The organism is Desulfosporosinus sp. SYSU MS00001 (assembly GCF_049943955.1).
In the GTDB taxonomy this organism is placed as follows: domain Bacteria; phylum Bacillota; class Desulfitobacteriia; order Desulfitobacteriales; family Desulfitobacteriaceae; genus Desulfosporosinus.
The window spans coordinates 128,401-141,256 of record NZ_JBNFTW010000004.1 but is presented as its reverse complement, the minus strand read 5'-3'; the positions used below and the strand labels follow the sequence as shown (position 1 = coordinate 141,256).

11 protein-coding genes and 1 riboswitch are annotated in these 12,856 nt (G+C 44.1%); of the genes, 2 read left to right on the top strand and 9 right to left on the bottom strand.

Annotated elements, in window-relative coordinates; genetic code table 11:
• Positions 1-3: 3 nt before the first annotated feature.
• Positions 4-696, bottom strand: coding sequence for a spore cortex-lytic enzyme (gene sleB, locus ACPUYX_RS09360; protein WP_426379404.1), 693 nt, complete (start codon positions 694-696; stop codon positions 4-6).
• Between the two features lie 350 nt (positions 697-1,046).
• Here sleB and ACPUYX_RS09355 point away from each other — a divergent pair, with 350 nt between their 5' ends.
• Positions 1,047-1,922: a radical SAM protein gene (locus ACPUYX_RS09355; protein ID WP_426379403.1), complete on the top strand. Its 876-nt coding sequence runs from the start codon at positions 1,047-1,049 to the stop codon at positions 1,920-1,922.
• A 36-nt stretch (positions 1,923-1,958) separates the two neighbouring features.
• Here ACPUYX_RS09355 and ACPUYX_RS09350 read toward each other — a convergent pair whose 3' ends face one another.
• Entirely contained in the window at positions 1,959-3,110 is a 1,152-nt protein-coding gene (locus ACPUYX_RS09350) for an MGDG synthase family glycosyltransferase (protein WP_426379402.1), read from the bottom strand.
• A gap of 174 nt (positions 3,111-3,284) precedes the next feature.
• On the opposite strand from ACPUYX_RS09350, the gene ybaK reads away from it, so the two are divergent.
• The gene (gene ybaK / locus ACPUYX_RS09345) at positions 3,285-3,767 is read left to right on the top strand and encodes a Cys-tRNA(Pro) deacylase (protein ID WP_426379610.1); all 483 of its coding nucleotides are present in this window, start codon (positions 3,285-3,287) and stop codon (positions 3,765-3,767) included.
• Between the two features lie 52 nt (positions 3,768-3,819).
• Here the strand turns inward: ybaK and ACPUYX_RS09340 are convergent, their stop codons facing one another.
• The 7 genes from ACPUYX_RS09340 to scfA form a co-directional block, all read right to left on the bottom strand.
• Positions 3,820-5,475, bottom strand: coding sequence for a glutamine--tRNA ligase/YqeY domain fusion protein (locus ACPUYX_RS09340; RefSeq protein ID WP_426379609.1), 1,656 nt, complete (start codon positions 5,473-5,475; stop codon positions 3,820-3,822).
• A 271-nt stretch (positions 5,476-5,746) separates the two neighbouring features.
• Positions 5,747-6,901, bottom strand: a complete 1,155-nt coding sequence (locus ACPUYX_RS09335) for a S1C family serine protease (protein WP_426379401.1) — start codon at positions 6,899-6,901, stop codon at positions 5,747-5,749.
• A gap of 20 nt (positions 6,902-6,921) precedes the next feature.
• Positions 6,922-7,734 carry an MBL fold metallo-hydrolase gene (locus tag ACPUYX_RS09330; protein ID WP_426379400.1) on the bottom strand — a complete coding sequence of 271 codons (813 nt, stop codon included), beginning with the start codon at positions 7,732-7,734 and terminating at the stop codon, positions 6,922-6,924.
• Between the two features lie 45 nt (positions 7,735-7,779).
• Positions 7,780-8,484: a tetratricopeptide repeat protein gene (locus tag ACPUYX_RS09325; protein WP_426379399.1), complete on the bottom strand. Its 705-nt coding sequence runs from the start codon at positions 8,482-8,484 to the stop codon at positions 7,780-7,782.
• Between the two features lie 67 nt (positions 8,485-8,551).
• Positions 8,552-10,525, bottom strand: coding sequence for a molybdopterin-containing oxidoreductase family protein (locus ACPUYX_RS09320; RefSeq protein WP_426379398.1), 1,974 nt, complete (start codon positions 10,523-10,525; stop codon positions 8,552-8,554).
• A gap of 48 nt (positions 10,526-10,573) precedes the next feature.
• Entirely contained in the window at positions 10,574-12,040 is a 1,467-nt protein-coding gene (scfB, locus tag ACPUYX_RS09315; protein WP_426379397.1) for a thioether cross-link-forming SCIFF peptide maturase, read from the bottom strand.
• Between the two features lie 100 nt (positions 12,041-12,140).
• Positions 12,141-12,281 (bottom strand): six-cysteine ranthipeptide SCIFF, encoded by a 141-nt coding sequence (scfA, locus tag ACPUYX_RS09310; RefSeq protein WP_014829485.1) that lies wholly within the window; start codon positions 12,279-12,281, stop codon positions 12,141-12,143.
• A gap of 267 nt (positions 12,282-12,548) precedes the next feature.
• Positions 12,549-12,716: riboswitch (M-box (ykoK) riboswitch) on the top strand.
• Positions 12,717-12,856: the final 140 nt, after the last annotated feature.

Here is a 12,856-nt window from a genome sequence, read left to right as displayed (position 1 = left end):
CTCCTACTTCGTAAAAATATGATTTCCTATTTTGACGAGCTCAGGCCGGGACCAAATATATTTATTGGTCGTTTTTGCGGGGTTAAAAAAGAAGAGTGCACCTTTTGAAGGGTCAACCCCGCTTGCCGCTTCTTGAGCTGCGCGAAGGGAAGAAGCTGTCGGCGACAAATTAATTTGCCCATCATTAACACTTGAAAAGGCACCCGGCTGATAAATGATATCGGCAATTGTCTTGGGGAAAGCAGGATCTGATATTCGGTTAAGGATAACCGCAGCAACCGCGACCTGTCCTAGATAAGGTTCACCTCGGGCCTCACCATTTACCGCATGGGCTAATAGATTAATATCAACATTCTTATAACCAATAGCTTTCCCCGAAGCGTTTGTACTCTGTCCCGTTAAACGTTTTAGTTCGCTGATAGTTTTAGTCCCTGCCAAACCATCAACCTTTATGCCGTGATCTTTCTGAAAGTTACGTATAGCTGCCTCAGTTTTGGAACCGAATTTCCCATCGATGGGACCGACGACATAACCTAACTGTGCCAGCCTCTTTTGCATTTCTTGAACTTCCGGGCCACTGCTCCCTCTGCCCAGCAAGCGATCCCCTAAAGCCCCATAAGCAATGCCTGTTAGGGTAATACTAAGAATCACCCCCACGATGAGAACAATCCACCGAGATCTAAAACGCAAAATCATACCCTCACCTCACTTTTTAATAATCATTAGTGTGGCAAAAGAGTAAGAAAATTATCCAACATATCTTCGGAGTCTTCCGACCGAGTGAACTCGTTCAGCTAAAGCTGAACATCGGAGCTTCAGATACAATAATGTCCAATGGACATTATTGCCGAGCCACCTTTCCCAATAGGAAAAAAGGGTGAAGGTGGACTCTACCCCGCCTGAAGTCAACGAAGGACCCACCCCCCACTTATAGAAATAGGGGTCTTAAAAACTAGATAAACTGCTATTGATGAAATAATTGGCAGGTACTTCTTAAAAGCTTGTAGAAAAGATGTCAAAACAAAACAATTATTGGAGGGGATACTGTGAATTATGAAGGAATTCTCTATCGTCCGCCCAGTGAAGCCAGAAGCCTTATTCTCCAAATCACCGTCGGCTGTCGCCACAATGCCTGTACGTTTTGCACCATGTATAAAGAAAAAACCTTTCGCATAAAATCGCGTTCAGAAATTCAGGCTATGATCACTGAAGGCTTAGTCCAGAACCCAAGAGCGGAGCGTATTTTTTTAGCGGATGGGGATGCTCTTGCTGTTGACACCTCTCTGCTTCTGGAAATTCTCGATCAACTTTATGCAAGCTTCCCTGACCTTCAACGAGTCGGCATTTACGGAGGGCCCAAGGATATTCTCGCTAAAACACCTGAAGAGTTGGCCTCCCTGAAAGCACATGGGCTAACTATCGTTTATTTAGGTGTGGAAAGCGGAAATTCTGAAGTGCTAAACTTTGTCCGTAAGGGGGTCAACCCAGAACAAATGATTAATGCTGGTCGTAAGCTCAAAGCAAGCAGCCTGATTGTCTCTTGTACTGTGATTATTGGTTTGGGCGGAAAGGCCTTAACCCAGGCTCATGCCCGCGATACTGCCCTGGTCATCAGTGAGATAGATCCTCAATATTTAGGTGCTTTGACCCTGATGGTAGAACCGGAAACCCCCTTGTATGAAGTTATTCAGCGAGGTGAATTTCAGCTTCTTGATCCCTGGGAATCTTTAACTGAACTCAGATCTATGCTGGAGAAACTTGATGTTTCCCACTGTATTTTCCGGAGCAATCATGCTTCCAATTACCTGCCTCTTCGCGCTGCGCTTCCTGAGGACCGCACCTCAATTCTAAAAACCCTTGATACCGTTTTAGAAAACTCTGCCCTTGACGAATTGCGTCCGGATTATTGGCGAGGACTCTAAAAGAACTTACGGCAAAACAGAAGGCAAAGAATCATTTTAACCGATTCTTTGCCTTCTGCTGGACGTTATCACCAATTGTAACATTTCTTCAACTGCTCGCTCTGCGGAATGGCCTTCAGAGACCATTGCCGCTTTGGTACGCATCCTTTCGATCTCCTCCGGATGTTCTAAAAAGTAACGCAGCCTTTGATCTAACTCTTCCTCACTTTCAGCGATGCATCCAGCCCCGACCTCTCTGATATACTGTGCGTTTTCTTCCTCTTGCCCGGGAATCGGTCTGAAAATTACCAGAGGCAAATGTTTTGTCAAGGCTTCCGATACCGTTAATCCCCCAGCTTTCGTAATAATCAAGTCAGAGACAGACATCAATTCTTCAACATTATTTACAAATGTATAGCGCAGCAAGGGGTTTCGGGCCTCTGCGATCACTTCGTCTAAAGAATTATAGAGTTTGTCATTATGTCCACATACAATAAGGCATTGAACAGGTACTTGAGAATTAGCCAGCTTCTGGCAAATTCTTTTGGTACTTTCACATACTCCATAAGAACTGCCCATGAATAAGACGGTTGGTAGACCTGGCGTTAATCCTAACGTTTTACATATAGACGAACGATCGGCATTAAATTCAAATCTTGGACTAACAGGAATACCTGTTACATGGATATTTTGAGCCTGTATCCCCCAAGCCATCAACAGATCCTTAACTTTAGCACAAGCTACTATATAGCAATCAACTCCCGGGTGAACCCAATGGCTGTGGGCCGTATAATCTGTGATTACTGTAGCCACCGGAACAAGCAGAATCTGTTTCACTCTTAATTGGGCAAGAATCGAAGATACCGTCGGGTAAGTACAAACAATTAAGTCCGGTTTAACTTGCTGAATGTAATTGAGAAAATTACTCCGTCCGATTTGGTTTAACAACCGTTGACTCATCGATTGCGGCTGCTTCTTGCCCGTTTTATAATAAAAACGACCCCAGAGTTTTGGGGCTCTTCTGAGAAGCCCGCTATAAAAATCTTTTATGATGGAATTAACTCTTATATTTAAAAATGCACCGAAATCCAAATGAATAATTTCAGCAGAAGGCACTTTCATCTTTATTCCTTCAATAACGGCTTCAGCCGCTCTCAAATGTCCATTGCCAAACGAGGCGGAAAATACGAGAACCCTAAGTTCTTTCAAAGTCGGCCCTCCCTCTCATAGACTAACCTGATACGAAATCTTATCGTTGTGGTACCTGTTTCTATTATAGGGATTACCCTTCAAAAAAGAAAGGAAATTAAAAGTATCTGCTAAATTAAAACACTTTCTTAACAACCATCAAGAAGAATCAGCAAAATAACAAAGGAGCACAAAATCATGCGTAAAACCAATGCTGCACGTATTCTCGATCAATTGAAACTATCTTATGAACTAAAAGAATACCCTGTCGATGAATCAGACTTATCGGCAATTTCCGTTGCTCAAAAGGTAGGTCTTCCCATCGAACAAGTTTATAAAACCCTAGTCGCCCGCGGCGATAAGACCGGGGTCATTGTAGCCTGTATCCAGGGTGATCTTGAACTCCATCTGAAGGCTCTTGCCGCTCTGAGCGGAAATAAAAAAGTAGAGGTTGTCCCTCTTAAAGAAGTCCAACCTCTAACCGGATATATTCGGGGTGGTGTATCGCCGCTTGGCATGAAGAAATTCTACCCCACCTTTATTGATTCTTCAGTTACTATCCAAGAAAGGGTTGCTGTCAGCGCCGGTCTGCGCGGACTTCAGATCTTCCTGCCTTCATCCGACTTAATTAAGGCTACAAAAGCACAGGTCGGCAAAATCACAACCGAACCCAGCTAATTTCCCCAAGGGTAAGACTCCCGCTTCGATAAGTGGGAGTCATTCCCATACCTTACTTCGGAAGTTCAAAGGAGCTTTTCAGAGATACAATACGATTGAACACGAGATGATCTGCTGAAGAATACAAAGGATCAACATTAAAATAACCATGCCTAAAGAATTGGAATTTGTCTTGAGATTTTGATGTTTTCATAGTTGGTTCTACAAAACCATCTGCGATCATCAAAGAGTGGGGATTAATATGCTCTAAAAAGGAAGTTCCATCATCAGTCTCATTTTCTAAAATCAGAGGTTCATATAAGCGAAATTCTGCCGGGACAGCTTGTCGGGCATCTACCCAGTGAATCGTACCTTTAACTTTTCTTCCCGTAAAGCCTGTGCCGCTCTTAGTTTCCGGATCATAGGTGCAATGGAGTTCTATTACTCTCCCAGATTCATCCTTAACAATCTCATTACATTTAATGAAATAAGCATTTTTCAAACGTACTTCGTTGCCAAGATAAAGTCGGTGATATTTTGGCGGTGGATTCTCCGCAAAGTCATCCTGTTCAATATAAATCTCCCGGGAAAAAGGAATCATACGAACACCCATCTCCGGATTTTCGGGATTGTTTTCCGCTTCCAGCATCTCAGCTTGATCTTCAGGGTAATTCGTAATGACTACCTTTAGCGGCTTCAGAACGGCCATAGTACGTGGTGCTTTGAGTTTTAAATCTTCTCGAATAAAATGTTCCAGCATTTTAGTGTCAACCACACTGTCTGCTTTTGCAACTCCTATTTCCCGGGCAAAATTACGCATTGCCTCAGGAGTATACCCTCTTCGTCGAAGCCCGGAAATCGTCGGCATCCGCGGATCATTCCAGCCATCAACAATCTTTTCTTCAACAAGTTGTTTAAGCTTACGCTTACTCATAACCGTATTTGTAAGATTCAAGCGGGCAAATTCATATTGGTGCGGTACGTTTTCCATTTCACATTCCCGCACTATCCATTCATACAAAGGACGGTGGTCTTCAAATTCCAAGGTACAGATTGAATGAGTAACACCTTCAATCGCATCTTCCAAAGGGTGGGCAAAATCATACATGGGATAGATACACCATTTATCACCGGTATTATGGTGGGTTGCGTGAGCTATCCTATAAAGGACAGGATCGCGCAAATTAATGTTCGGAGAGGCCATATCAATTTTTGCCCGCAACACCTTTTCACCGTCTTTAAAAGCTCCCCGCCGCATTTCCTCGAAAAGCTCCAGATTCTCTTCAACAGATCGCTCTCGCCAGGGACTCGGCTGTCCTGGTTCCGTCAGAGACCCTCTTGTTTTCCTGATTTCTTCCGCAGTCAAATCACAGACATAGGCTTTTCCCTTTTTAATTAGCAAAACGGCACGGTTATACATTTCCTCAAAATAGTTCGAAGCAAAAAACAATTCATCCCATTGATATCCCAGCCACTGAACATCTTCTTTAATGGACTCGACATATTCTGTATCTTCTTTTGTAGGGTTTGTATCATCAAAACGCAGATGAGTTTTTCCTTTAAATTCATCGGCCAATTCAAAATTAAGAATAATTGATTTTGCATGCCCTATATGTAAATAGCCGTTAGGCTCCGGTGGAAAACGGGTAACAACATGGTCTGCTTTACCCGCTTTAAAATCTTCAAGAATGATGTTTCTTAGGAAATTCGATGAGGATTTATGTTCCATCATGATCAACCTTTCTAAATCGTGTGATCCTGTTTGTGCTTATTTATCCTTAATATTAAATAATACATTATACCTGAAAAGAGTTCAACTTTATGTTTTGAACTTTATCGTTCTAAACCCACTAAAGGTTCCACTATACTCAGAAAAGCTTGCATCTTAGAAAATAATCTCTGACACAAGCAATTCTTCGCACTCTACCAACAGTATGCAGTTCTTCTACAGTTTATCCAATTGTAAGACTCCGTATCTTCGACTGGGAGTGGTGCCTAATTTACTGAGATTTAATCTCTGTCAAGGTTACGGACACATCTAAACTCTTATTATTGCGGAATATTGTAACGGTTACTTTATCCCCTGCCTTATATTTGAACAATTCATGCGTCAACTCCAAAGAGCTCTTAATGTCTTTGCCATTAATTTTTGTGACAATATCGCCTGCTGCAATACCGGCTCTCTGGGCCGGTCCTCCCAAAACGACTTTGGAAACGTAGGCCCCGGCAGGCCAACCTCTTTGACTGGCATATTCTGCTGTGTAGCGCGGGTCAATTTGCACATTTAAGCCTGCATGACTGGCATACCCTTTTGCAATTAATTGTTCAATCGTTGGCAAAGCATCCGAGATGGGGATGGCAAACCCCATTCCCTCAAAGCCCTGTTCCTGATTTTTGGCTGAATTAATGCCGATAACTTGACCTTGATAATTAACAAGAGGGCCTCCGCTGTTTCCCGGATTAATAGCGGCATCTGTCTGGATAAGATTGAAACTCGATTCACCGGGAATATCCAATATCCGATTCGTTGCTGATACCACTCCTGTCGTAACAGAACGGGCAAATTCCTGCCCTCCCGGATTACCGATAGCCACTACAGGTTCTCCAACTTGAAGTTTTGTAGAATCTCCTTCTTGGGTTGCCGTTAATTTGCTGGTATCGCTTATCTGTACCACGGCTAAATCCGTGCGGTCATCAGCGCCTACTAACTTTGCATTGAGATTACGTCCATCTGCCAGGCTGACAACCAGTTTTTCCGCCCCTGTTACTACGTGATTATTAGTAACAATATAACCGTGCTGCGCATCAATAATAAAGCCTGAACCACTGCCTGCTTCTGTTAGGCCTCCACCGCCGAACAACGATCCTTGGGATTGAAAATTAGCGATTCCTACAACGGCAGGGCCGACTGCTTTGGCAATTTGTACTACTGGGAAATTAGCTGTACTCCCCGTATTAATGGACGGGGTCGTTCCCGGTCCGTTTAAAATAACTTGATTCGTCGGAGCCGCCTGTTTATTTCCATATACGGAAGGAATTAAGGCAACTGCAATAATTCCGCCTATCGCAGCGCTGATTACGGCAATCACCAGGGTTGAAAGGAAACTTGGCCTTCTTTTCTTTGAGTAATCATTTTGGTCATTATAATAACTCATAGATACCCTCCTTACCTTAATTATTCCCTCAAAATAATTAGTTCATGCGGAGTATGGCGTGGGGCTACATGTACTTTTACCTCAGGGCACGTTTGGGAAACCTTCGATTCCTTGAGAATATTCAGTACTGTTGACAAGGCGATTTCAGGAGTGTTGTTCTCCTCACTCAGATGGGCCAGCACGACCCGTTGGGTATTCTCTTGAATCCACTCCGTTAATCCTCTTGCCAATTGAGAATTTTCCAGGTGTCCAAAATGTCCGCTGATGCGTTTCTTTAAATACGCCGGATATGGACCGTTGTGCAGCTTTTCATCATCGTAATTGGCCTCGACAACAAATCCGTCACAGCCCTTTAAATATCGGTTCATCTCATCAGTTATTCTGCCGCTGTCAGTAGCAATTCCCACCACTAAGCGGCTCTGACCCCCTTTTCCAGGGCGCAGAATTTTTAAGCCATAACTTTCGCAGCTGTCATGAGATGTGGGATAGAGCAACACTTCAAGACCCGCGCAGGTGAAGGAAGACGCACTAACTTCGACACACTGATTCCCCGCAAGCTTTCCTAAGGAACGGCCCATGGCCTTCCATAGACCGGCAGTTGCATAAACAGGAATTTTCAACTTTCGAGCCAGGATACCGACTCCCCGAATATGATCAATATGTTCATGAGTTACGATAATTCCTTCAATTTCCGATTCCGCAATATTAAGCTGAGCGAGATTAGTTAATAAACTCTTGCCGCTTACCCCACAATCCACGAGCAGATGCCTGTGTCCTTCACCGACAAGGATTGCATTTCCCGAACTTCCGCTTGCCAACGTTGTAAAATGCAAGATACGTCTCCTCCATCTGATGTTCTCTAATTCTCTGTGAGTGAGTTACTTACCTGTCGGCGCAGGAGTTGATGTTCCCTTATTCAGAGCCGGATTCGGGTTGGATATACCACTCGATGTCGCGTTAGATCCTTTGAGCTGACTTTGGGCCTGGCTGATCATGGCAGCAATCTGATCCTTTACCGTACCCGCAGGAGCTGCCTTCTCTGCTTTCTGCCACTGGACAATAGCTCCGGATAAATCGTTTTCCGCATACGCAAGAAATATACCATAATTCACCAAGCCATTAACAAAGTCCGGCTTGATGCTTAAAGCTTCTTGATATGTTTTCTCGGCCAATGCATTTTGACCGCTCTTAAAGGCTGAAGTTGCCATATCCACCATGACATTGGGATCCTTGTTGACCTTTAAGACGTTTTGATACGCTGCTACGGCCTGCTTATAGTTTTCTGCCGACTCTGAAGGCGCTGCAGTTTCTGCTTCCGAGCCTGCATCATAATATTCATCGCCAAGATCCTTTTGCAAAGCAACGTTGCTCGGATCCTTCTTGGCCCTTGCGGCTAAATCAGCCAAACGTGCCTTCTTTGCCTGATAACCCGCAGCAGTGTTCACGGAATTCGTTGCTGAGTTTTGGTTGGGAACCTGAATTCCGCTGCCGCCAAAAAACAAAGCAAATCCCGAGCCTACCATAGCGATGATTATGAGGCTCACGAGAATGATAGCAAAAACGCGGTATTTACCTTTCCTCAAACCTCCCGCCTCCCAATCCTGTTTTCCAATTATTGTAACACACTTGCTTTATCTGCCCAACCCAAAGTTAATCCAAAAACCATTTCCGAATCTGACATCGCATATCGTAGTAGGAAGTGCTTTCTCCAATATCAGAGCATTTACCCAGGATCAATTGATTAACCCCAAGCCCTTCAGACGTTGTCCCTTCGGGAAGGACCACCGTTTGAGGATGAATATCTTCAGATATGGCTACAGAAGCAACAAGCTGCCCGTACACAGTCTCAATGATTGCCCGGTCACCATGATTGAGACGATATTTATCCGCTAAATCCGGATGGAGAAACATTATGAAACCATCATCCTGATGGAACTGAGAATGCAGAGCCTTACCAGGATGGGGAGTAATCAAGTGCCAGGGGAATTCAGCCTTATCCTCCTGATCCTTCGTCGGCATATATGTCGCCACCGCTTCCCCCAGTTCCTCGCGGGCAAGTTCTGAAGCGAGTTCAATTTTTCTACTGGGTGTTTTAAAGCCTTTGTCCTCCCAAGCCACTCTAGGTATATAAGGTGCATAGATCGGCCCTTGGGCAAGCGTATCAAGAGTTATTCCATATGCTTCGCTCAAAGGTCCAAGGACAAATTCCAGCCATTCTCTTGCCGCAGCATAGGGAAAGTCCTTTTCTAACCCCAGCCTTTTCGCTAATTCAGTGAAGATCATTGGTTCCGCTTGAGCCTCTCCCTGGGGCTCAAGAACCTTTTGAGCATAATGAATAAGTGGGCTCCACGAAGTCCTCACTAATTCCTCCTCTTCGAAAATCGTCGCGACGGGTAAAACTAAATCCGACTGCCTGGCCGTTTCTGTCAAAACCGTATCTAAAACGACTTTAAAGGGGATCTTTCGCCAAAGCTCTCTCCAGAGCAGGGAATTTGGCTGCTGAACTAACGGATTGGAACGAGTCACAACCGCTAATTGAACAGGGGGATTGGCTTTAAGGAGTTCCTCCACAAGAATCGGGTGGGGGTAAGTTCTTGACTGATAGCGCTCTGGAGACAGCAACAAGGAATTCATTTTTCCGCGATGGTACTGATGGGCATAATGTACTCCTGCGCCTGCCCAGCCAATATTTCCGCTGATAGCGGCCAAGCCGTCAATAGCACGAACTGTATTACCGCCTCTCACATAACGTTGAAGCCCATAACCCAGGATAAAGGATACAGGACGAGAGTGGCTTATAGATCTGGCAAGGTCTGTTATTTCCTTGACACTTACACCGGTTATGGCTTCCACTTTCTCCGGAGAGAATTCTTTACTTCTTCTGGCAAATTCTTCAAAGCCATGAACATAGTCTTGAATAAAACGTGTATCCTGCCAGCGCTCCCGCAAAATAATATGACTAAGCCCCAAGGCTAAAGCTCCATCTGTGCCAGGTCTTACCTGGTAAAAAGCATCTGCAAACTCTACACTTTTAACGCGGATGGGATTAATTACCAGAACACGAGCTCCCCGTTTCTTAGCTGCTAAGAGATGGGGTATAAGATGGACGTTCGTCACTGCTGGGTCTCTTCCCCAAAGAACAATGGTCCGAGCATCCTCTAAATCCTCTCGGGAATTTGAATAAACCCCGCCAAAATCTAATTCTTGAGCCCGATATCCTGCACCCCAGCACATGCTCCCACGTGGTTCCGTGACACCTCCAAGGGCTTGAAAAAACCTCTGGTCCAGCTCTCGGAGGACACCGTTATTTCCATAATCGTAATGATGGAAAATCCCCCAGGGTCCCACATCAGACAGAGTTCCTTTTATTTTTTCCGTCAGAAGAGCGTATGCTTGATCCCAGCTCAGCCTTTGCCATCCTTGCCCTTGTCTTAATAAGGGAAATCTCAGCCTATCCTGGGAAAAGACACGTTTTGCCAAAGCCTGTCCCTTCGAGCAGACAAATCCTTTCGTAATACTATTTAAAGGGTCCCCCTTCACTCGAAGACCGTTTTTCGTCCTCTCTACAAGAAAGGCACATCCATCAGGACAATTCAACGGACACGCAGAACGTACCAGTGTCATTACTTGTTCCTCCCAAATATATCTGCCTAAAGCACGGACATCCAAACATTACTGTTCGTCACAATTTTGTTGGATTTCTTTAATCTTAACGTATAGAGCCACTTCTAAACGTTTTCTTTGCAGTTTACATCCAAGTTCATATACTTCAGTCAGTTTCTGAGTAAAGGCCGTGTTAGCGGCATGACATCCTCCGCTGCAGGCGAAACGCGCCCAGCAATCCTGGCAGGTTGGTTTAGCATAGATATTAGCGGCGCGGAATTCCTGTACTAAATCTGCCTTAAGCTCTAAGGGATCTTGATCATAAAGAGAGCCAAGTCTATAAGCCTCTTGCCCGACAAATTGATGACAGGGATAAAGATCACCCTCAGGAGAAATAGCCACATATTCGTGACCTGCTCCACAACCCGACAACCTTTTATGCAGGCAGGGACCATTATCAAGAGCAACATTAAAGTGAAAGAAATTAAAGCCTCGCCCCTGTGCCCGACGCTCAAGAACTGCCTCACCTAAGCGGTCATAGGCTTCATAGATTTTAGCCAAATCCTCTTCTTGAAAAGCATAAGAATCCTGCGGTCCCGCTACAACAGGCTCAACGGAAATTTGCCGAATTCCCAAATCTGCCATGTGTAAAACATCACGGTCAAAGTCACAATTAAAATGAGTATATGTACCCCGCACGTAATAATAGGTACCTATAGCATAAGGCGACGTTTTCGGTCTCAGGGAAGTAAATTGCTGAATTCTCGGCACAACCTCCCCGTAACTTCCGCGGCCATCAGCATGAGGACGCATTCGGTCATGAATCTCCGGTCGTCCGTCAAGACTTAACACCACACTGATTTCCTCTTCTTCCAGGAAATTTTGAATCTCTTCACTTAATAACACACCATTAGTCGTTAACGTAAACTTAATTGTTTTGTTTTGAGCTCGTGCTGCTTTTTTCCCATAGTCAACTAAGGCTTTAACGACACCGAAATTTATAAGCGGTTCTCCGCCGAAGAAATCCACCTCACAATGATTCCTATGTCTTGAGGCCGCTAAAACAAAGTCAATTCCCCGTTTGCCCGTCTCCAAATCCATTAATGTTCTGCTGCCCCCAAAAGCTCCGGTTCCGGCAAAGCAGTACTCGCAGCGCAAATTACAGTCATGAGCGACATGGAGGCAAATTGCTTTGACAACGGGTTTCTCCGGATAAACTGCTGCAATCTGTTCCGGTTCTCCGGAGAACAATGTCCCCTCCTGACGAAGTTCTTCTAGTTCTGCTAAAATTTCGGAGACTGTTTCGTTATGGGGAAAATTCCCAGCCAATCTCAGCGCTTTTTCCAAGGCTTCCTGGGAAAGATGCCCCTCCGTTGAGTTGACATCCTCCAAGGTTTTTAAAATCAAAAAGGTCTCTTCATCCAGCAAATGAATTGAACCTGAATTAACATCGTAGCCGATCAATAAATCTCCCTGTTGAAAACAATGAACATTCTTTTTAAAATTATAACTTTCTAGTTCCTTAAAATTTAACATTGACGTCCTCTCTCTCACTTCTTAATACATAGTATAAATAGAACAGAACCCAGCCCGAAATGGATTGGGTTCTGAGATCATGTACAAATTCAGAGCTACATTATTTAACACACACTTGATTACCAACCGTGCAAGATGTCTTGCATGCTGATTGGCAAGAGGTTTGACAATTTCCACAACCTCCAGTTTTAACCGTAGCACTTAGGTTTGCTTTCACAATCGTCTGAATGTGTTTTGCCATTCAAACACCCTCCTCTCGAATCATAGGTAATAATCCATTTTTGATTATATCATATGGACAAGAGAAAAGGCAAAACTTCGCTAAGTCCTTTCATACTTAATATCTTGCCCCTCCTCCCTTTTCCCGGCACCGTCCTGTCGGAGCGTAATTAAGTATCTTTGAGAAATTACAAGCAATCCTGATTAATCAAAGGACATCGAGTGAATATTTAATTAGTAAGCAAAAATGTTGACGAATTTAATAGATTATACATATAATGAAGTAGACAAAAATCTCTGTTAGGTGAGGCTCCTGCATAAACATAAGCCACTGCCCAGAAATGTCGAGAGACGCCAATTGGGTAGAACAGGTATTACCGGCATAAGGTTTTACTTAATGTGGCTGAGATAACCCTCTACGCTATGCAGTGCTAAAACTCAACGAGAAGGGAGGTCACATGTTTTACCCATGACCTTCTATTTTGTGTAGAGGTCTTTTTTACGTTCAGCTTATGAAACAAGTACTCATGGAACATCATTATTTGGGAAAATTTAAGGAGGTGGTTTTGTGGGTTCTGGCCCTTATCATTTATGCAG